Source organism: Pseudomonas sp. MWU16-30323, from assembly GCF_020515595.1.
Lineage (GTDB): Bacteria > Pseudomonadota > Gammaproteobacteria > Pseudomonadales > Pseudomonadaceae > Aquipseudomonas > Aquipseudomonas yamanorum.
The window spans coordinates 215,840-235,851 of record NZ_JAIWYM010000001.1; the positions used below are offsets into that span (position 1 = coordinate 215,840).

The 20,012-nt window shown below is 59.3% G+C and carries 22 protein-coding genes; 13 read left to right on the top strand and 9 right to left on the bottom strand.

The features are described 5' to 3' along the window. Nucleotides 1-50: 50 nt before the first annotated feature. The 3 genes from LIY45_RS01055 to LIY45_RS01065 are packed head-to-tail and all read right to left on the bottom strand — an operon-like array spanning nucleotide 51 to nucleotide 2,358. A complete protein-coding gene (locus LIY45_RS01055; RefSeq protein ID WP_226475038.1) occupies nucleotides 51-614 on the bottom strand; it encodes a peptidylprolyl isomerase in 564 nt (187 codons plus the stop codon). A 3-nt stretch (nucleotides 615-617) separates the two neighbouring features. Further along, nucleotides 618-1,421: an alpha/beta hydrolase gene (locus tag LIY45_RS01060; RefSeq protein WP_226475039.1), complete on the bottom strand. Its 804-nt coding sequence runs from the start codon at nucleotides 1,419-1,421 to the stop codon at nucleotides 618-620. A gap of 13 nt (nucleotides 1,422-1,434) precedes the next feature. Beyond that, nucleotides 1,435-2,358: a LysR family transcriptional regulator gene (locus LIY45_RS01065; RefSeq protein ID WP_003210710.1), complete on the bottom strand. Its 924-nt coding sequence runs from the start codon at nucleotides 2,356-2,358 to the stop codon at nucleotides 1,435-1,437. 49 nt (nucleotides 2,359-2,407) lie between these two features. Between LIY45_RS01065 and LIY45_RS01070 the strand changes: the two genes are divergently transcribed. The 5 genes from LIY45_RS01070 (at nucleotide 2,408) to LIY45_RS01090 (ending at nucleotide 6,025) form a co-directional block, all read left to right on the top strand. Continuing rightward, on the top strand, nucleotides 2,408-2,722 hold the full coding sequence (locus tag LIY45_RS01070) for a hypothetical protein (RefSeq protein ID WP_026078195.1): 315 nt from the start codon (nucleotides 2,408-2,410) through the stop codon (nucleotides 2,720-2,722). A 151-nt stretch (nucleotides 2,723-2,873) separates the two neighbouring features. Beyond that, nucleotides 2,874-3,473, top strand: a complete 600-nt coding sequence (locus LIY45_RS01075) for an FMN-dependent NADH-azoreductase (protein ID WP_017479154.1) — start codon at nucleotides 2,874-2,876, stop codon at nucleotides 3,471-3,473. A gap of 203 nt (nucleotides 3,474-3,676) precedes the next feature. Then, nucleotides 3,677-4,546: a carboxylate/amino acid/amine transporter gene (locus tag LIY45_RS01080; RefSeq protein ID WP_017479153.1), complete on the top strand. Its 870-nt coding sequence runs from the start codon at nucleotides 3,677-3,679 to the stop codon at nucleotides 4,544-4,546. A gap of 142 nt (nucleotides 4,547-4,688) precedes the next feature. After that, entirely contained in the window at nucleotides 4,689-5,660 is a 972-nt protein-coding gene (locus tag LIY45_RS01085) for a hypothetical protein (protein ID WP_226475040.1), read from the top strand. A gap of 2 nt (nucleotides 5,661-5,662) precedes the next feature. Next, nucleotides 5,663-6,025, top strand: coding sequence for a hypothetical protein (locus LIY45_RS01090; protein WP_226475041.1), 363 nt, complete (start codon nucleotides 5,663-5,665; stop codon nucleotides 6,023-6,025). Between the two features lie 47 nt (nucleotides 6,026-6,072). On the opposite strand, the gene LIY45_RS01095 is transcribed toward LIY45_RS01090, so the two are convergent. After that, complete coding sequence (locus tag LIY45_RS01095; RefSeq protein ID WP_226475042.1) at nucleotides 6,073-7,371, bottom strand: mechanosensitive ion channel family protein; 1,299 nt, start codon at nucleotides 7,369-7,371, stop codon at nucleotides 6,073-6,075. A gap of 193 nt (nucleotides 7,372-7,564) precedes the next feature. Here LIY45_RS01095 and LIY45_RS01100 point away from each other — a divergent pair, with 193 nt between their 5' ends. Next, the gene (locus tag LIY45_RS01100; protein ID WP_063034035.1) at nucleotides 7,565-8,911 is read left to right on the top strand and encodes a DEAD/DEAH box helicase; all 1,347 of its coding nucleotides are present in this window, start codon (nucleotides 7,565-7,567) and stop codon (nucleotides 8,909-8,911) included. A 46-nt stretch (nucleotides 8,912-8,957) separates the two neighbouring features. Here LIY45_RS01100 and LIY45_RS01105 read toward each other — a convergent pair whose 3' ends face one another. After that, nucleotides 8,958-9,233, bottom strand: coding sequence for a hypothetical protein (locus tag LIY45_RS01105; protein ID WP_226475043.1), 276 nt, complete (start codon nucleotides 9,231-9,233; stop codon nucleotides 8,958-8,960). Between the two features lie 154 nt (nucleotides 9,234-9,387). On the opposite strand from LIY45_RS01105, the gene LIY45_RS01110 reads away from it, so the two are divergent. From LIY45_RS01110 to LIY45_RS01120, 3 genes are all read left to right on the top strand, one after another. Continuing rightward, a complete protein-coding gene (locus tag LIY45_RS01110) occupies nucleotides 9,388-9,777 on the top strand; it encodes a transcriptional regulator (protein ID WP_226475044.1) in 390 nt (129 codons plus the stop codon). Nucleotides 9,778-9,918: 141 nt separating this feature from the next. After that, on the top strand, nucleotides 9,919-11,625 hold the full coding sequence (locus tag LIY45_RS01115) for a copper resistance system multicopper oxidase (protein WP_226475045.1): 1,707 nt from the start codon (nucleotides 9,919-9,921) through the stop codon (nucleotides 11,623-11,625). A gap of 75 nt (nucleotides 11,626-11,700) precedes the next feature. Then, nucleotides 11,701-12,459 (top strand): copper resistance protein B, encoded by a 759-nt coding sequence (locus LIY45_RS01120; protein ID WP_226475259.1) that lies wholly within the window; start codon nucleotides 11,701-11,703, stop codon nucleotides 12,457-12,459. 98 nt (nucleotides 12,460-12,557) lie between these two features. On the opposite strand, the gene LIY45_RS01125 is transcribed toward LIY45_RS01120, so the two are convergent. From LIY45_RS01125 to LIY45_RS01135, 3 genes are all read right to left on the bottom strand, one after another. Next, nucleotides 12,558-13,418, bottom strand: coding sequence for a DUF6279 family lipoprotein (locus tag LIY45_RS01125; RefSeq protein WP_017479144.1), 861 nt, complete (start codon nucleotides 13,416-13,418; stop codon nucleotides 12,558-12,560). 66 nt (nucleotides 13,419-13,484) lie between these two features. Further along, the gene (locus LIY45_RS01130; RefSeq protein WP_226475046.1) at nucleotides 13,485-14,210 is read right to left on the bottom strand and encodes a TorF family putative porin; all 726 of its coding nucleotides are present in this window, start codon (nucleotides 14,208-14,210) and stop codon (nucleotides 13,485-13,487) included. A gap of 208 nt (nucleotides 14,211-14,418) precedes the next feature. After that, nucleotides 14,419-14,598 (bottom strand): hypothetical protein, encoded by a 180-nt coding sequence (locus LIY45_RS01135; RefSeq protein WP_003210722.1) that lies wholly within the window; start codon nucleotides 14,596-14,598, stop codon nucleotides 14,419-14,421. Nucleotides 14,599-14,922: 324 nt separating this feature from the next. On the opposite strand from LIY45_RS01135, the gene LIY45_RS01140 reads away from it, so the two are divergent. The 3 genes from LIY45_RS01140 (at nucleotide 14,923) to LIY45_RS01150 (ending at nucleotide 17,885) form a co-directional block, all read left to right on the top strand. Next, nucleotides 14,923-15,759, top strand: a complete 837-nt coding sequence (locus LIY45_RS01140; protein ID WP_017479141.1) for a S1-like domain-containing RNA-binding protein — start codon at nucleotides 14,923-14,925, stop codon at nucleotides 15,757-15,759. A gap of 54 nt (nucleotides 15,760-15,813) precedes the next feature. Continuing rightward, nucleotides 15,814-16,221 carry a DUF2177 family protein gene (locus LIY45_RS01145; RefSeq protein ID WP_226475047.1) on the top strand — a complete coding sequence of 136 codons (408 nt, stop codon included), beginning with the start codon at nucleotides 15,814-15,816 and terminating at the stop codon, nucleotides 16,219-16,221. Between the two features lie 221 nt (nucleotides 16,222-16,442). Further along, nucleotides 16,443-17,885, top strand: a complete 1,443-nt coding sequence (locus LIY45_RS01150) for an NCS1 family nucleobase:cation symporter-1 (protein ID WP_226475048.1) — start codon at nucleotides 16,443-16,445, stop codon at nucleotides 17,883-17,885. Here LIY45_RS01150 and LIY45_RS01155 read toward each other — a convergent pair. Continuing rightward, nucleotides 17,797-19,005, bottom strand: coding sequence for an MFS transporter (locus LIY45_RS01155; protein ID WP_226475049.1), 1,209 nt, complete (start codon nucleotides 19,003-19,005; stop codon nucleotides 17,797-17,799). The genes LIY45_RS01150 and LIY45_RS01155 overlap by 89 nt on opposite strands. Nucleotides 19,006-19,109: 104 nt before the next feature. Here LIY45_RS01155 and LIY45_RS01160 point away from each other — a divergent pair, with 104 nt between their 5' ends. Further along, nucleotides 19,110-20,003: a LysR family transcriptional regulator gene (locus tag LIY45_RS01160; RefSeq protein WP_017479137.1), complete on the top strand. Its 894-nt coding sequence runs from the start codon at nucleotides 19,110-19,112 to the stop codon at nucleotides 20,001-20,003. Nucleotides 20,004-20,012 lie beyond the last annotated feature (9 nt).

The window sequence follows — 20,012 nt, forward strand, 5'->3', positions numbered from 1 at the left end:
TCAAATGCGCGCGGTGCCTTGCGGGCACCGCGCGAAACTCCCTGTAGCCTTCAGTCGATGCGCTTGGCCGACTTGATCAGGACAGGATCGATTGGCACGTTCTGCATGCCCTGTTTGGTGGTGGTTTGCGAGTTGACGATGATGTCGACCACGTCCATGCCCTTGACCACTTTGGCGAACACCGCGTAACCGGCATCACGGCCCGGGTCGAGGAAGGCATTGTCCGCAACGTTGATGAAGAATTGGCTGGTGGCGGAGTTCGGGTCGTTGGTACGTGCCATCGACAGGGTGCCACGCACGTTATGCAGGCCGTTGCTGGCTTCGTTCTTGATCGGTGCGTCGGTCGGCTTTTGCGACATTTGTGACGTGAACCCACCGCCCTGCACCATGAACCCCGGGATTACCCGGTGAAAAATGGTGTTGGTGTAGAAGCCTTTGTCGACATAGGCCAGGAAGTTCTTGGTACTGATCGGGGCCTTGACCGGATCCAGTTCGATTTCAATGTCGCCATTGGTGGTGGTGAGCAATACGTGAGGGGGCTTGGCGGGTTCGGCCGCCATCAGGTTGGCAGCGAACAGTACGGAACCGGCAAAGAAGGCGATTTTTTTCAGCATGGGTCAGTGATCCTGGGTTGTGGTTTCGACTGTCTTGAGAAAATCGAGCAGGGTATTGTTGAAGTGTTCGGGTTGGTCCAGCGGCGTGGCATGGCGGGAATCCTCGATCACCACCAGCCGCGCATCGGGCAGCAGTTTTACATAGATTTCTTTCTGCGCCACGGGGGTGTAGTCGTGGTCGGCGCTGATGACCAGGGTTGGACAGGAGATTTTCGAAAGTTGTTCCTGTACGCCCCAGCCAACAATCGCATCGAAGCTGGCGAGGTAAGCACGTTTGTCGTTTTTTGCCCAGCGCTCAGCCATCTTGCGCCGCAGTTCGGCCTGTTCGGGCTTGGGAAACAGCATAGTGCCCAGTGCCGTGCCGATGCTGCTCAGGCTGAGGATGTGTGCCAGGCTCCAGCGCTTGGCCCACTGCCAATAATCGCCGGCCGTGCGAACCTTGACCTGGGGCGCACTGTTGACGATGCACAGGCTCTTGAGCATTTGTGGCTCATCCACCGCCAGTTGAAAGGCAATCATGCCGCCCATGGACAAGCCGACCACGTGGGCCGGGGGCAGTTGCAGGTGTTCGATCAAGGCCACCAGGTCGGCGGTGAAGCGGGCGATGCTGTAGCGCTCCCGGGGTTTGTCGGAGCGTCCGTGACCGCGCACATCCACCACGATCAGCCAGTAGTGTTGTGACAGTACCGGCACTTGCAGCTCCCAATCCAGGCAACTGGAGCCCAGGCCGTGGATCAGGATCAGCGGCGCGCCATGGCCATATTCCTCGTAATGCAGGGTGCAACCTTCATGTTCGAAATAAGCCATGGGAACTCCTTGTTCAGGCTTGCTGCGGTGCGGCGAACGGCGCGTCCAGTGGGGCAGTGTCGAAGGTGCGCAGCAATTCGACAAGAATCTGCGTGGCCGGGCCCAGGGGTTTGTCCTTGTTCGAGTAAAGATAGAAGGTCGGGTTGCGGCTGCCACCTCGTTCCAGGGGCAGTAGCTTGAGCAGGCCTTCCTTGAGTTCGCGTTCAATCAGGTGTCGGGGCAACCAGGCAAAGCCCAGGCCGCTGCTGACAAAGGTCGCGGCGGTGGGCAGGCTGCCGACGGTCCAGCGCTGCTCGGCGCCGAGCCAGCCAACGTCCCGTGGCTGCTGGCGGCCGGAGTCGCGGATCACCACCTGCATGTGGCTTTCCAGGTCCTGGAAGCTCAGTTCGCGGTGCAGTTGGTGCAGCGGGTGTTCGGGGTGGGCCACGGCGACAAATTCGACGTCGCTCATTTCCGTACCGAGGTAACCCGGAATGATGAACCCGCTGATGGCGAGGTCGGCCATGCCGTCCATCAACAGCTCTTCGACACCGGACAACACCTCCTCGCGCAGGCGTACCCGACAGCCACGGCTTTGCGGCATAAAGGCGGTGAGGGCGCGCACCAGGCGGGCGTTGGGGTAGGCCGCGTCGACCACCAGCCGCACCTCGGCCTCCCAGCCTTGTTCCATATGGTGGGCCAGGTCTTCCAGTTGGCTGGCGTTTTTCACCAGTTGCCGGGAGCGGCGCAGCAGCACCTCACCCGCTTCGGTGAGCACCGCCTTGCGCCCGTCGATGCGCAGCAGCGGCACGCCGAGTTGATCCTGCATGCGGGCCACGGTGTAGCTCACCGAGGATTGCGAGCGGTGCAGCGCTTCGGCCGCCTGGGCGAAGCCGCCATGGTCCACCACGGCTTGCAGGGTGCGCCATTGATCAAGGGTAACGCGGGGCGCTTTCAAGATGAGCTCCTCTTGTCCTAAGCTGGCGGTCCTTATTGGAGACTGCCGAATGAGAAAATTCTGTTGTGTGCTGCTGGCGCTGCTGCCGTTGAGTGCGTTTGCATTCAGTACCGATGTGACGAAAGACATTCAGGGCGTGAAGATCGATTACAGCGCGTCGGACGTCGACAGCAATATCAGTTCGATCCAACTCACCAACTACGGCCCCAATGACGCGGAGTGCAAGGTACGCTTTACCAATGGTCCGGAAGCGCCGCGTACCCGCAAGGTCACGGTCGCGGCAGGGAAAACCACCAACACCACGGTCAATTTCAGCCGTGCCATTATCAAGATGCGTATCCAGCTGACCTGCGCACCGAAATAAGGCAAAAGCGGAGGACGCCTACAGCAATACTCCGCTTATAAACAAATTTCTAGATGGGTTATAGCAATTTTTTACGCTTTTTAATCGAACGGGCTCTGATTAACCTTCACTCCATCGCCTTACAGCATTCACCGATGGAGCTTACATAATCATGGCCCGTGTTCTGATCATCGAAAGCAGCGCCCGTCAGCAGGACTCAATCTCCCGCCAACTGACCCAACAATTCATCAGCCAATGGAAAGTCGCTCACCCGGCTGATCAGATCACCGTACGTGACCTCGCCATCAACCCGGTGCCGCACCTGGACGCCCACCTGCTGGGTGGCTGGATGAAACCTGCCGAACAGCGCAGCACGCTCGAACAGGCTTCCCTGGATCGCTCCAACGAACTCACTGATGAACTGCTGGCCGCCGACGTATTGGTGATGGCCGCACCGATGTACAACTTCGCGATTCCCAGCACTCTAAAGGCCTGGCTGGACCATGTGCTGCGTGCCGGTGTGACCTTCAAGTACACCGCCACCGGCCCCCAGGGCCTGCTGACCGACAAGCGCGCCTTTGTGCTGACCGCCCGCGGCGGCATTCATGCCGGCGGCAGCACCGACCACCAGGAACCGTACCTGCGTCAGGTCATGGGCTTTATCGGCATCCACGACGTCACCTTCATTCACGCCGAAGGGGTGAACCTGGGCGGTGACTTCCAGGAAAAAGGCGTGAACCAGGCCAAGGCACTGCTCGCCCAAGTGGCGTGAGATGTTAATCGTCAGATAATCGCCCGCTGTTTAGATAGCTCCACGCAACCCTTCAAGTACGCGTATCGAACCTCCCTTTGCACTTTTTGCTCCTGAGTGCTCCCGCCCGACTGACGCTTTTAGCGAGGTCGGGTTTTTTTTGCCTTGAGTTTCGTAAAGGGCCGAAAACCGCTAAGGTCGCGCCCATTCAAAATGAGGCGAGCATGGGCTATTTACTTGTTGTGACGCTGATCCAGGCGTTTTCCTTCAGCTTGATCGGCGAATACCTGGCCGGTCACGTCGACAGTTATTTCGCGGTGCTGGTGCGCGTGCTGTTGGCCGGGCTGGTGTTTATCCCGCTGACCCGCTGGCGCTCGGTGGAACCGGCGTTCATGCGAGGCATGCTATTGATCGGCGCGCTGCAGTTTGGCGTGACTTACGTGTGCCTGTATTTGAGCTTCAGAGTACTGACGGTGCCGGAGGTGTTGCTGTTCACCATCCTGACGCCGTTGCACGTGACCTTGATCGAAGATGCCTTGAACCGCCGCTTCAATCCGTGGGCGCTGGTGGCCGCATTGGTCGCGGTGAGCGGAGCGGCGGTGATCCGTTTCGACCAGATCACCCCGAACTTCTTCGTGGGCTTCCTGCTGCTGCAACTGGCCAACTTCACCTATGCCGCCGGGCAGGTGCTTTATAAACACCTGGTGGCCCGTCATCCGAGTGATCTGCCGCACTACCGGCGCTTTGGTTACTTCTACCTCGGCGCGTTGGCGGTGGCGTTGCCGGCGTTCCTGATGTTCGGCAAGGCCAACTTCCTGCCGGAAGCGCCGTTGCAATGGGGTGTGCTGGTATTCCTGGGCTTGGTCAGCACGGCACTGGGCATGTACTGGTGGAACAAGGGCGCGTGCCTGGTCAATGGCGGTACATTGGCGGTGATGAACAACCTGCATGTGCCGGTGGGATTGTTGCTGAACTTGCTGATCTGGAATCAACACGAGCCGCTCGGCAGGCTGTTCCTGGGGGGCTCGGTGATCCTGGCCGCGGTGTGGATCAGTCGGTTGGGCCTGCGGTCGTCGGGCCGTTTGGCACGTTAACTCGAGGTGTTTTTGTAGGCTCTGATTACCTGCCGAGTAGGTGATTTCCCAAATGTGATTTCCGCCTTCCCAGGCTTGTGTCCCGGGCGTACTCGCCTGCTTATATTCCGACGCCATATTCATTACATCAGGGATGTAATTTATGGCGCAGGGATACATCAATGACCGCACTACGGACTACCTCAGTTTGAAATCCCGGCTGCTGACCGGGTCTAGCCGGCAGCTCTCCGATCAATTCGACGCGCTGAATCTGCACTTGCGCCAGGACCGCCTGGTGACGCCGGGGCAGATGGTGATCATTCCCGACGACTACGGTGTGGCGTGTACCGCCGACGATGCGTGGTTGATGCGCCATGCCCAAGAGATTCGCCGCAATCTGGAACTGGACGCATCGGCGGGGGCGGCGGTGATCAATAACTATGACTTGTTGCAAAGTTTGCTGGGGTACAGCTCGATTGGCATCGGCAGTGCGGCGTCTGCCTGGGGGCGGCATTTGGATGAGGTCAAGCACACACTGGAGGAGATTGAACGGTTGCATCAGCAACTGAAGAGCGGTGCTGTGAACAAGGAGGCGTTTATCCAGCAGCGCCAGCTGTTATTCCGGCGTTTGGATATTCAACTGCAAGGTGCGGCGCGGTTGGGTACCGGCCTGCAAACGAATAAGTCACTGAAGAAAGTGTTAGGGATTTCCACCAAGAGCTATTTGCACAAGAGTGAAATCGTTGGTTATGCGCAGCGGATTCGCAGTATTGCTGAAACGTCGAAATTTTTGGGCAAGGGGACTTATATAGGTTTAGCGTTGGATGTTGGCGTGACGGGGTTAGAGATTAAAGAGGCGTGCATGCAAGGGCGGGAAGCGCAGTGCACTCGGGCGAAGTATGTGGAGGGGGGGAAGTTGGTGGGTGGTGTGGTGGGAGCAGCACGAGGCGGAATTGCTGGCGCTGAGGCTGCGCGGCGTGTTTGCAGCTTGGTCCTGGGAGTGGTTCTGAAGGGCGCTGGAAAGCTTGCTTGCGGGATAGTGGGCGGAGCGGCTGGAGGTTATGCGGGAGGTAGCCTTCTAGGGGCAGGTGGAGAAGAGGTAGGCGATCTTATGTATGAATCAGTAGGGCAATAATCATGTCCCTGGGTATTGCCTTCGTAATTGTTCTGTTCATTGAGGCCTTAGTCATGTTGGGCGCAGACCTGTTTGTCAAATATAAAAAACTGGATGAGCTGGAAAGCTATTTTAGTGAAAACGAAGCCATTCAGCGCAACAAGCGTTTCTGGCGAAAAAATCGACTGATCGATAAAACTATGCGTTTGAGCGTGATTATTGGTTTTCTGATGCAACCTCAAGCTCATATTAAAGCTGGGAAGGTTACTGCGAAGGAGCTGGCGTCAGTTCCTTTGGCCCTAAGGCGTTGGGCAACCTGGCCGTTTTACTTCGGGATCGCTTGGCTCCTGGCTTGCTGCATGGGGCTTGTTTGGCAAAAATGGTGACGCCCGTGGCGAGGGTTCGACCCTCTCGCCACGGCATGCCGACCTAATCAGCCTCGACGTAACTCAACCTCCGGCAAATGACTGGCTCCCAGCACCGCCGGCAACATCCCCGCCCGCAAGTCACCGCCGCTCGGCTGCTGGTACAGGCTCAAGCCAAATTCCGGCAGCACCGCCAGCAGGTAATCGAAGATATCGCCCTGGATTCGCTCGTAGTCGGCCCATGCGGTGGTGCGGGTGAAGCAGTAGATCTCCAGCGGAATGCCCTGGGCCGTGGTCTGCATCTGCCGCACCATGCAGGTCATGTTCGGCTGGATCTCCGGATGGCTTTTCAAGTAGGCCAAGGCATACGCGCGGAACGTGCCGATATTGGTCATGCGCCGACGGTTCGCGGACATCGCGGCGACATTCCCCTGGGCTTCGTTCCAGGCCTTGAGTTCGGCCTTCTTGCGGCTCATGTAGTCGGTCAGCAGGTGTACCTGGGAAAGCCTCAGCTCTTCGTCGTCGCGGATGAAACGCACGCCGCTGGCATCGATGTAAAGGCTGCGCTTGATTCGCCGGCCACCGGAAGCCTGCATGCCGCGCCAGTTCTTGAACGACTCGGACATCAGGCGCCAGGTGGGGATCGAGACGATGGTCTTGTCGAAGTTCTGCACCTTCACGGTGTGCAGGGTGATGTCCACCACGTCACCGTCCGCGCCGACCTGGGGCATTTCGATCCAGTCGCCAACCCGCAGCATGTCGTTGCTGGTCAACTGCACGCTGGCGACGAACGACAGCAGGGTGTCCTTGTAGACCAACAGGATCACCGCCGACATTGCACCCAAACCGGAAAGCAGCAACAGCGGCGAGCGGTCGATCAAGGTGGCGACGATGATGATGGCGCCAAACACGAACAGCACCATCTTCGCCAACTGCACGTAGCCCTTGATCGAGCGGGTGCGGGCGTGTTCGGTGCGGGCGTAGATATCCAGCAGGGCGTTGAGCAGTGCACTGATCGCCAGCACCATGAACAGGATGGTGAACGCCAGGGCGACATTGCCGATGAACAGGGTGGCGGTCTTGCTCAGGTCCGGCACCAGGTACAGGCCGAACTGGATTACCAGTGACGGCGTCATCTGTGCCAGGCGATGGAAGACTTTGTTGTGCCGCAGGTCGTTGAGCCAGTGCAGCGCGGGTTGCCGGCCCAGCAGCTTGACGGCGTGCAGGATGAGGTAGCGAGCCACTCGTCCGAGCAGCAATGCCACCACCAGCAACACCACCAGGGCGAGGCTGGAATGCAGCAGCGGGTGTTCGTCGAGGGTGCCCCAAAGGTCTTTGACGTTGAGCCAGAGCTGTTTGATATCCATGGGTAAACGCGATTCTTCTGTAGGACGTGACGGGGCGATTAGAGCATTTAAGTCAGTCAAAGTTGTCCTTGTGGACAAATCCCCTGACAAAAAAGCGGCTGATTAACGCAGTTCGCGTAAAGAAACTCGGCCTGAGCGCCCGAAACCGTTACCCTATGCAGCTGTTTTTTTGTATTTCTTCGAGGTAGCACCCGTGTTTTCCCAATTCGCCCTGCACGAACGCCTGCTCAAAGCCGTGGCCGAGCTTAAATTTGTCGAGCCAACGCCTGTGCAAGCAGCGGCCATCCCGCTCGCGCTCGAAGGGCGTGACCTGCGGGTGACGGCTCAAACCGGGAGTGGCAAGACCGCCGCTTTCGTCCTGCCGATTCTTAACCGTCTGATCGGCCCGGCAAAAGTCCGCGTCAGCATCAAGACCCTGATCCTGCTGCCGACCCGCGAACTGGCCCAGCAGACCTTGAAGGAAGTGGAGCGCTTCTCGCAATTCACCTTCATCAAGTCCGGCCTGATCACCGGCGGTGAAGACTTCAAGGTCCAGGCCGCCATGCTGCGCAAGGTGCCGGACATCCTGATCGGCACCCCGGGCCGGATGATCGAACAACTGAACGCCGGCAACCTGGACCTCAAGGAAGTTGAAGTCCTGGTGCTCGACGAAGCCGACCGCATGCTCGACATGGGCTTTGCCGACGACGTGCAGCGCCTGGTGCAAGAGTGCGTGAACCGCCAGCAGACCATGCTGTTCTCGGCCACCACCGGTGGTTCGACCTTGCGCGACATGGTCGCCAAGGTCCTGAACAACCCTGAGCACTTGCAGGTCAACAACGTCAGCGACCTGAACTCGACCACCCGTCAGCAGATCATCACCGCTGACCACAACGTGCACAAAGAGCAGATCCTCAACTGGTTGCTGGCCAACGAGACCTATCAGAAGGCCATCGTGTTCACCAACACCCGGGCCATGGCCGACCGCATCTACGGTCGCCTGGTGGCTCAGGAGTACAAGGCGTTCGTCCTGCACGGTGAAAAAGACCAGAAGGATCGCAAGCTGGCCATTGACCGCCTCAAGCAAGGCGGCGTGAAGATCCTGGTCGCCACCGACGTTGCGGCCCGCGGCCTGGACGTGGACGGCCTGGACATGGTGATCAACTTTGATATGCCCCGCAGCGGCGACGAATACGTACACCGTATCGGCCGTACAGGGCGTGCCGGTAACGATGGCCTGGCGATCTCGTTGATCTGCCATGGCGACTGGAACCTGATGTCGAGCATCGAGCGCTACTTGAAGCAGTCGTTCGAGCGCCGCACCATCAAGGAAGTCAAAGGCACCTACGGCGGGCCGAAGAAGGTCAAGGCATCGGGCAAGGCCGTTGGCGTGAAGAAGAAAAAGGTCGACGCCAAGGGCGACAAGAAGAAGGCCGGCGCCAAGTCGCCGACCAAGCGCAAGATTGCCAACCGTCCAAAGACCGACAACCTGTCGTTGGTCAGCAAGGACGGCATGGCGCCTCTGAAGCGCCGCAAGCCGGAAGCACCGGCTGCCGAATAAGGCTTGAACCACAAAAAAACCGGACAATGTCCGGTTTTTTTTCGCCTCAGTTTTTGGCTTTTGCAGCGGCCGCGTCCATTTCCTTGAGGCGCTGGTCGATCAGTTGGCACTTGTCGGGCAGGTCTGCGCTGGCGGTTTCCAGCTTCATGTTCTGCAGCTCGTCGTTGATCTCCTTGGCCTTCTGCGGGTTCTGTTGGGTGAGCTTGGTCACCTCCTTGGCCAGTTGCTCACGTTTGGCGGTGGCTTCTTCCAGCGTGCAGGCCCAGGCGGGCAGGGCGGCGAGCAGCGTGGCCGCGACGGCCATATTCAGCAGGGTTTTCATGATTCGGACCTCCATGGCGATGATGTTCGGTTGAGGGTTCCGAACGCTTAAAAGTTCAGCGAAATCGCGCTTGTCCGCTAGGCTGAACGGACGATGGGTCCGGCATGTCACACCTTTGAAGGGCCTATTTCGTGTGCCTTCAGGAGGAATCAGGATGACGACTTACGATTGGGATTTGATCGAACGATTGCTGCATGAAGTACAGAACGGTGGCGTCAGCTTCGCCCCGCGCAAATATGCCGAAGAGGAAGCGACTAAAAGGACTGCCGCCGGAGAGTCCATCGGTAATCTCGATGAGTTTAAAAAGCTCGCAGCGGATTACGAGGGGTTGTTGTTCACGCGCGGCTTTATTGAGTCGCGATCAGAGAAAGAGTGCGGCAATGGTGAGAATTTCAAATTAACGCTGCGCGGCTCACAGTTGCTGAGCCTGATCGACAGCAGCATCCCCGGCGAAAGTCACCCGCGGCAGGTGCTGGACGAGCAGGCGGATGCGCTGGATCCGGCGACGTTCGATGAAGTGGCTTCGAAAGCACAGATTGCCTGAGCCCCATCGCGCCTCATCTTCTTCGCCCGGCACCTGCACCCGGTGCCGGGCGAAACTGACCAATCGGTAATGTGACGCTAAGCCTGTTGTCAGCTGCAGGCTTATAACCTGCTGCCATTCAATTGATGGGACTGAATCGGCATGCACTCCAATACTTCCAGGCGAACTTTCGTCAAAGGCTTGGCTGCCGGCGGCCTGCTGGGTGGGTTCGGGCTCTGGCGACCGCCGGTCTGGGCGCTGGCCGGCCCGGGGCAGCCCACCGTCCTGGCGGGGACTGAATTTGATCTGTCTATCGGCCAAACCCCGGTCAACTTTACCGGCAGGGCGCGTACAGCGCTGACGGTCAACGGCAGCTTGCCCGGCCCGCTATTGCGCTGGCGCGAAGGCGACACCGTGACGCTGCGGGTAAAGAACCGCCTGGCGGAGCCCACATCGATCCATTGGCACGGCATCATCCTGCCCGCCAACATGGACGGCGTACCCGGCTTGAGTTTCAAGGGCATTGAACCGGGTGGGATGTATGTCTACCAGTTCACGGTCAACCAGCATGGCACCTATTGGTACCACAGCCATTCCAGTCTTCAGGAGCAGCAGGGTGTATACGGGCCGCTGGTGATTGATCCCAAGGAACCCGAACCCTTCAGCTATGAGCGTGACTACGTGGTGATGCTGACGGACTGGACGGATGAAGACCCCGTTTCGCTGATGAAGACCCTGAAGAAACAGTCCGATTACTACAATTACCACAAACCCACCGTGGGTGATTTCATCCAGGATGTCGGCAAGAAAGGCTGGTCGGCCACCGTTGCTGACCGCGCGATGTGGGCCGAAATGAAGATGAACCCTACCGACCTCGCGGACGTCAGTGGCGCAACCTACACCTACCTGATCAATGGCCAGACCCCGGACGTGAACTGGACGGGGCTCTTTCGACCAGGCGAAAAGATTCGCCTGCGTTTCATCAATGGCTCGGCCATGACCTACTTTGACGTACGCATTCCCGGTCTGAAGCTGACCGTGGTGGCGGCCGATGGGCAGCCGGTAACGCCGGTGAGTGTCGACGAGTTCCGAATTGCCGTGGCCGAAACCTATGACGTGATCGTCGAGCCCACGCAGGCCGTGCACACGCTGTTCGCCCAGTCGATGGACCGAACCGGCTACGCCCGAGGCACCCTCAGCAGTCACGCCGCCCTGGTGGCGCCTGTTCCGCCCGTTGATCCGCGCCCCTGGCTGACCATGGACGATATGGGGATGGGCGGCATGGACCACGGCGCCATGGGAGATATGGCCGGCATGGATCATGGCGCAATGGCGGGGATGTCGATGCAAAACCATCCCGCCAGCGAAATGAATAACCCGCTGGTGGACATGCAGGCGATGAGTCCTGCTCCGAAGCTCGACGACCCTGGCATCGGCCTGAGAAATAACGGGCGCCGGGTGCTGAGCTATGCCGACCTGCGAAGCACCTTTGACGACCCCGATGGCCGTGAGCCCGGCCGCACGATTGAGTTGCACCTCACCGGGCATATGGAAAAGTTCGCCTGGTCGTTCGATGGCGTGAAGTTCTCTGACGCCGAGCCGCTCAGGCTGACCTATGGCGAGCGGGTTCGGGTGGTGTTGGTCAACGACACGATGATGGCTCATCCGATTCACCTGCATGGCATGTGGAGTGATCTGGAAGACGAAAATGGCCAGTTCAAAGTCCGTAAACACACCATCGATATGCCGCCTGGCAGCCGGCGCAGCTATCGGGTGACCGCCGATGCACTGGGGCGTTGGGCTTATCACTGCCACCTGCTGTACCACATGGAAATGGGCATGTTCCGTGAAGTCCGCGTGCACGAGTGAGGAGCGACCATGAACCGTATTGTGTTGATGTTGGCAACGACAATCGCCGGTCCTGTTGCGCTGGCGGCCGGGCAGATGGATCACAGTCAGATGCAAGGGATGAGCCCGGCTGTCACGACCTCAAGTCGCACGCCGATTCCCGCGTTGACCGACGCTGACCGCGCGGCGGTCTATGACGCTCCCGATGGGCACAGGGTTCATGACAGCCAGATCAACTCGCTGTTTGTGATCAACCAGTTGGAGTGGCAGGGCGCGGACGACGGTCGCGCGGTGAGCTGGGATGCCAAAGGGTGGGTGGGCGGCGACATTGACCGCTTGTGGTTGCGTACTGAGGGCGAGCGGGCCAAGGGCAGGACCGAGAAGGCAGAGGTCCAGGCGTTGTGGGGGCACGCCATCAGTCCCTGGTGGGATATGGTGGGCGGTGTGCGCCAGGATTTCAAACCCGGCGACAGTGAAAGCTGGGCCGCTTTCGGGCTGCAGGGCATGGCCCTTTACAACTTTGAAGCCGAGGCAACCTTGTTTGTCGGCGAGGCCGGCCAGACTGCGGCGCGCCTTGAGGGTGACTACGACATTCTGCTGACCAATCGGCTGGTGCTCCAGCCGACGGCCGAGATCAATTTCTACGGCAAGAACGACCCGCAGCGTCAGATCGGTTCCGGTCTTTCTGAAAGCGAAATAGGCCTGCGGCTTCGCTACGAAATCCGCCGCGAGTTTGCGCCTTACGTTGGCGTCACCTGGAATCGTTCCTACGGCCAAACGGCCAAATACGTACGTGAGGAGGGCGATGACCGCAGTGAATGGCGCTGGGTAATGGGTGTACGCCTTTGGTTTTGACAGTTGCTGATTCAACCTGCTGAAACGAGCCGCTTCAATCGGTCCGGAGCCTTACATGTCTGTGCTGAAATAGGCACCTTGAGTCCGAGGCTTGCGGGTTAGGCACTTTTCAGGCACTTGAGCGCCTGGAAATCGCTGCGCACCTTGTCGATCTTCTGCGTCAGCTTCTGGCGTTGTTGCACGGTGCTCTGCGACATCAGGTCGACGATCAGGCGGCGGGCGGCGGTTTCGGTCTGGGCGTAGGCCAGGCGGTATTCCGGGGTCCACAGGCTTTCGCGGTCTACCAATAGTTGTTCGATCTTGTGGGGGAAGTCGCTGCTGTGGCGGTCTTTGACTGCTGCGATAAACAGCGCCTGCCAGTGAGCGCGGTTACCGATCCACTGCTGGTTCTGCTCACCCAAGGCGATCGACCAGGCGGTGACGCGATTCTGCTGGTTGGCGCTTAACGGCCCGAGCCATGCATCGAGGCGTTTGTTCATGCGCTCGGCGCGCTCCTTGATCTGCTGCTCGAGGGGCGGTTTCAGGTACTCGTCCTGACGCTTGCGCAGGTCCTTGGCGAATGCTTGCTCCATAGCCTGTACTTGCTGGTCATCCAGCCCCTGCAATAGCTCGACGGCGGACGGCGTGATCGCCCGGGCGCTTTCGGCAATGGCTTGCTTGGCCTCGGTAGTCCGGGTTTGCAGGGCGGCATCGGTCACCTGGTTGTTGTCGACCATCTGTTGCAGGCGGTCGAGCCAGTCCAGGTAGCCCGGCAATTGAGTGGTGCAATGCCAGGCCAAGTGTTCCTTGAGTTTGTCGTTGAACCAGCTCTTCTGCCCGGCATTCATGTCCAGGTAGTCGCTGAGGGTCCAGGGGATGATCACATCCAGATTGCGATAGGCCAGCCCTACCCGGTTGCAGCCGGCGAGCACTAGGCTGAGGGTCAGCAACATCACCAGAAATTTTAACCGACGCAGCATGAGCGAGTCCTTGCGCAGACGAGAGTATTGCATCTGAACCCGTCAGTGCAGCGACAGTTCAGCCCATCAATAAAACGCCCGCTCTGCTTTCAGGGTCAAGAGTCCGTCGCATTGCGAGTTATGTCCGGAGTAGGCCGAGCAATCGCCGCCGCTGAGGCTTGAGTCGCTATAGATCAGGTTCAGGTCGACGCCCATCCACGGTCGGGAGAATTGCACTGACCAATCGCTGAAGTTGCGAATGGAGCTGCCATCGGCGAGCGAGACCGGAGTGCCCAACTGGTGGGTGGTGTACTTCATGCTGACGCCGATGCCGAAAGGCTTGGTGCCGCCGAGGTCGGCAAACACGGTGCTGTCCTGGCGGTCCGGGTCGTTACTGAAGGAGGCGCCGAAGCGGTTGCCCAGCACAGTCAGGCCGCCGTAGAACTCTTGGCTGTCGAGGGGGCTCAGCTTGGGATAGCTGTAATGAATCATCCCCAGCTCGTAGCCCAGGGTCTGGTCAAAAGGGCGCTTGAAGCCCAAGTAGGAATCGACCTCGAGATTGCTGGTAGGGGAAATCCCCATGCTCGGTGAGAATTGGCCGAGGTACAGGCCGCTGCCGTGGCTCAGGTCCAGGCCGCCGTGGAACGAATTGCTCCCAGGCGCAGTGGGCTTTACCAGGCCTTGAGCCATGCTTCGGCTAGGGGTTGTGCCCAATTTCAGGTCGAAATCACCCAGTTCACGCTGGAAAACCTGCGCTTCGGCAAGGGGGCTGGCCAACAGGGCACCGGCCAGGAAAATGCAGGATTTGAGCATGCTTCACTCCATGAAAAGCGAGGAGCAGTAACGGGAAATATCAGGCAAATGCCCGATCTAGACGTGTGCAAGCATACCGACGATGGTCCGCAGATGAAGCCCGTTCGTCGATTGGTGTAAAAGAGGGGTGGATCAGAGGGTGTTGCGGGCTCTAGTCCTAGCGCCTTGAAAGGCAAAGCGCTTAGGGACCAGGTGTGATGCGCAAGTATTACTTTTTACCCAGGGTGATCTGCTTGGACGGGCCGAAAGTCTGGCCGCTTACGCCTTTGGCAATCTGCTGGATTTCGCCGCCCTGCTTGAGGAAGGCAGCGATTTGGCTGTTGATCGATTCGCTGGTTTCAACGGCGGGAGCTGGCTTTGCTTTGCTGTTGGATGCTTTTACGCGCATGGCGGCCACTAACCTGTAGAAAATTAACTTGGCCATGCATCGTACATGAAATGCTTGACAATTGCTTGGCAAATATCCCCCTGAAATAAACGGCGGACTTATGAATTGTCTGCAATGAATGATTGAAATAGTCACCTAACTCGCTGTTTTAAATCGAAACCCAGGAAGAAAACATGCCCGGGGCACCGGCAGAATTCAGGCTGATGATCTGACGAGCGGGGCGTTGCCCGGCAAACCCATGATTTTTCAGGGCTGTACGCCGCTACACGGGACCGCCGCCGTCAACTCGGGTAGAATGCCGCCCACGCAATGAGGGTATTGGAAATGGCTTTAGTCGGGCGCTACAACAGCTTGCAAGTGGTTAAACACACTAACTTTGGTTTGTACCTGGATGGTGATCAAGAGGGCGAAATCCTCTTGCCCAACCGTTATATCCCCAAAGATATTCCCAGTGAAGATGAAGACTGGCTCAACGTTTTTATTTATCTGGACAGCGATGACAAACTTATCGCGACCACCGAAAAACCAAAAGTACAGGTGGGTGAATTTGCCAGTCTGAAAGTGGTTGAAGTCAACAGCATCGGTGTCTTCCTCGATTGGGGCCTGCCCAAGGATTTGCTGCTGCCTTACTCCGAAGAAAAGCGCCAGCTGACTGCCGGTGAGTATTGCGTGGTGCACGTCTACCTCGACAAACACACCAAGCGCATCACCGCCACTGCGCGCCTTGACCGCTACCTGGACAAGACCCCGGCCACCTACAAGGTCGGCCAGGAAGTTGACTTGCTGGTGGCCGAGGCCACCGACATGGGCTTCAAGGCCATTATCAACAACAAGCACTGGGGCCTGATCCACAAGAACGAAGTGTTCAAGTTCCTGCGCCCGGGCAAGGAAGAGAAAGGCTTCATCAAGGAAATCCGCGCTGACGGCAATATCAGCCTGAGCCTGCAGCCGGTGGGTGAAGAGGCGGCGTCCAGCCTGAACTCGAAGATCCTCGCCAAGTTGCGTGACAACAACGGCACCTTGCCGGTCAGCGATAAAAGCGATCCGGCCGTGATCAGCAGTTTGTTCGGTGTCAGCAAAGGCAACTTCAAGAAGGCCATCGGTGCCCTCTACAAACAGGGTCACATCGTGATCCATGCGGATCGCATTGAACTAAGCTGATCCGGGTTTGCTCTTTTGTAGGAGCACGTTCGCTCCTACAAAAGGCCCGCCAGGATGTCCAGGAAAACACTCTTCGCCTACCTCGGCACTTTGCTTGCCTTTCTGATCCTCGACGGCCTTTGGCTCGGCGTCCTCATGGGGCCGACCTACAAAGCGCTGCTCGGCCCCCTGATGCTCGATCAGCCGCGGCTGTTCCCGGCCGTGGCGTTCTATCTCCTTTATGTATTCGGCTGTGTGGTGTTTGTCGTCCTTCCGGCTTTGGCGAGCGGCCGCTGGCAACGTGCCGCGCGGCTGGGTGCGTTGCTGGGGCTGGTGGCTTATGGCACTTATGACCTGAGCAACTGGGCGACCTTGCAGGGCTGGTCCGCCGGGTTGGCCGTCATGGACATTGCGTGGGGTACCGTCCTCAGTGCCGTTTGCTGCACCGTGGGCTATCAATGTGCACGCAGGGTGCACAATTGATTGTGTACAGGATTGGTCTGCACCATCCCTGAGCGAGCCTGCACCGTCTAATCATCCCTGCGCCATTGTGTAACCTTCTGCAGACCGTTGTCCCAGAGGGATTGTGCCGAGTTTTAATTCATTGGCACGCATTCTGCTCATCAACTCGTATACAAACGATGCCGCCTCCCGTACGCACTCCCGTCGCGGGTGGCAGGCCGGTATTTACGAGGAGCCCCGCGATGACCGAACAATTGCCCAAAGGCTATAGCCCGCGCCTGTACAACCAGGACCTGGGGCCGCTGCCGCAAAAATGGAACTGGTACAACATCTTCGCTTTCTGGATGAGCGACGTGCACAGCGTCGGTGGCTACGTATTCGCCGCCAGCCTGTTCGCCCTGGGGCTGGCCAGTTGGCAGGTATTGATCGCCTTGCTCGCCGGGATCTGCATTGTGCAATTGATCGCCAACCTGGTGGCCAAGCCGAGCCAGCAGGCGGCGGTGCCTTACCCGGTGATCTGCCGGCTGGCCTTTGGGGTTTTTGGGGCGAACATCCCGGCAGTAATTCGCGGCTTGATCGCGGTGGCCTGGTACGGGATCCAGACGTACCTGGCATCCAGCGCATTGATCATTGTGGTGCTGCGCTTTTTCCCACAGATGGCGGTATACGCAGAGCCGCATTTTGCCGGTCTGTCGTACCTGGGCTGGTTCGGTTTCCTCAGCTTGTGGACGCTCCAGGCGCTGGTGTTCTGGGCCGGCATGGAATCCATCCGTCGTTTCATCGACTGGGCGGGGCCCGTCGTCTATGCGGTGATGTTTGCCCTGGCCGGCTGGATCGTCTGGAAGGCCGGCTGGGCCAATATCAGCTTCACCCTGGCGGAAAAGTCCCTGTCAGGCTGGCAAGCGTTTGGCCAAATCATCGTGGCGACCGCCTTGGTGGTGTCGTACTTCTCCGGGCCAACCCTGAATTTCGGTGATTTCAGCCGCTACTGCCGGACGATGAAGGACGTGCGTCGCGGCAACTTCTGGGGCCTTCCGGTAAATTTCCTGGCGTTCTCCCTGGTCACCGTGGTGATCGTCTCGGGCACCTTGCCGGTGTTCGGCGAAATGCTCCACGATCCAATCGCTACCGTTTCGCGCATCGACAACGACATGGCCGTGCTGCTGGGGGCGTTTGCCTTCGTTACCGCGACCATCGGCATCAACATCGTCGCCAACTTTGTCTCGCCGGCCTTTGATTTTGCCAACGTGGCACCGAGCAAAATCAGCTGGCGCGCCGGCGGGATGATTGCCGCGGTGGCGTCGATCTTCATCACTCCGTGGAACCTGTTCAACAACCCGTTGATGATCCACTACACCCTCGACATCCTCGCCGCGTTTATCGGGCCGTTGTTCGGGATTCTGCTGGTGGACTTCTACCTGATCAAAAAGCAGAAGATCGACGTGGATGCGCTGTTCGATGACAGCCCGAGCGGGCGCTACTACTTCGACGGTGGCGTGAACTGGACGGCGGTCAAGGCGCTGGTGCCCGCGACGCTGGTGGGCGTCGCGATCACCTTTACCCCGGCGCTGCAGGGCATGGCCAACTTCGCCTGGTTTACCGGCTGCTTCCTGGGTGGGCTGTTTTTCCTGGTGCTGGCGCGGCGTGAACAGGTGCGCGCGCCTGTGCCGATGGTTGCCGGCTGACCAGGACCGATCCGGCCACTAGCAATCCGGCGCCGGCGACCACCAGCGCCGGTTGCAGGCCACCGCTGAGGTGGCTGCTCACCGACGCCAGCAATGGCCCGCTCAATTGGCCGATTGCAAAGCTGGCGGTCAGCAACCCGGTGCTGCGCTGGTAGCCGTGGGGGGCGACCTCACGCAAGCGCGCCATCACCAGTTGCATGCACGCCAGGAATGGCCCGCCGCACAGCAACACGCCCAGCGCCAGGCCCCAACCGTTGCCCAGCAGGCAGGCAAACACCCCGGCCGCTTGCAGCCAAAGGGTGGTCATCAGCCAGCGGCGGGTGGTGTCCGGGTCCTTGCGGCGCAGGCTCGCGACCACCACGCCAATTGCGGCGGCCAGGCCAAAGCAGGGCCAGAACAGGTCCGCCTGCCAGGCGCCCTTGAATTGCGCGCTGGCCATCTGCGACAGGAATGTCGCCGGGATGATGTAGCCAAGGCCATACAACACGTAGATCCAGCACAGGTGAGTGATGCTGCCGTTGCTGGCCACGTCGGTGTGGCTGGCAGCGGGGGAGCTGGTGGCGGAAGGCTTGGGCAGGAACGGCAGGATTGCCAGCAGCATGACCAGCGCGACCACGCCATACACCAGCCACAAGGTTGCAGAATCCTGCCCCAGCAGGTTGGAGCCCAGCGCCAGCAGCCCGGTCAACAGAATCCCCAACCCCGGCCCGGCAAATACCAGCGCACCCAAGCGTGGGCGCCCGGCCGCAATGGCCAGCGGCTGGCTCAGGCTGGTGATCATCACCAGCGCCCAGGCGCTCGCTACGCCGGTACCGAAGCGCAACAGCAGATGCGGCCAGAACCCATGGGCCCAGTACGACGCCAGGGTCAGCAGCACACATAACCACAGCCCGCCGTACAAGCGTCCGCGCACATGGTGATGGCTGCGGGCGAATATCGAATCCACCGCGCCGACGAAATAGCCCAGGTAGTTGGCCGCCGCAATCAGGCCCGCGCCGGTCAGGTCGATCTGGCCTTCGCTGAGCAAATGCGGCATTTGCGGGGTAAGCGCGAAGCGGCCAATGCCCATGGCCATCATCAAGGCGATAAAGCTGGCGAGTAAGCGGATCAGCGGTGACATGATGTTTTTTCCTGGGAGCAGCGAGTGACCATCAGGCTAAAGCGGATTGACTTTCTGTAAAAATGAATAATAGTGAGTAACTTGTTCAGTTTTGGAGAAAGGTGATGGAGTTTAGTCAATTGCGGATTTTCCAGGCCGTGGCCGAGGAGGGCTCCATCACCCGTGCCGCCGAGCGTTTGCACCGGGTGCCGTCCAACTTGTCGACCCGGCTTAAACAAATGGAAGAACAGCTGGGCGTCGAACTGTTCGTACGCGAGCGTCAGCGTTTGCAGCTTTCTCCCGCAGGCAAAGTACTGCTGGATTACAGCGCACGCTTGCTGGCCCTGCACGACGAAGCCCATGGCGCGGTGCAAGGCGGGCAACCAGCCGGCGACTTTGTGCTCGGCAGCATGTACAGCACGGCGGCGATTCATTTGCCCAAGCTGCTGGCGCGCTACCACAAGGCGTATCCGATGGTGAACCTGCAGGTGCAGTCGGCTCCGAGTGGTGAACTGCTGGAAGGCTTGATCACCGGGCGCCTGGACGCCGCGCTGGTGGACGGGCCGTTGACCCTCGCCACCCTCGATGGCGTGCCGCTGTGCGAAGAGCGCCTGCTGCTGATCTGCGAGGCGGATCACCCGCCCGTGCGTGGGCCGCAGGATGTTGCCGGCCGCTCGGTGTTCACGTTCCGACGCAGTTGTTCCTACCGTGCGCGCCTGGAAGCCTGGTTTTCCCACGACCGCGTGGCCATGGGCCGGGCTATCGAGATCGAGTCCTACCAAGGCATGCTGGCTTGTGTGATCGCCGGATCCGGGGTGGCGCTGATGTCGGAATCAATGCTCGACAGCTTGCCGGGCAAGGACAGCGTGTCCATTCATCCGTTGGCGGAGCCATTTGCCAGCGCCACCACCTGGTTGATGTGGCGTAAGGGTATGCTCGGCGCTAACCTCAATGCGTGGATTGACCTGCAACAAGAGGGCAAGGTGCTACCGGAAAGCGAAACCAGAGCCATCGCTTGAACGATCCGT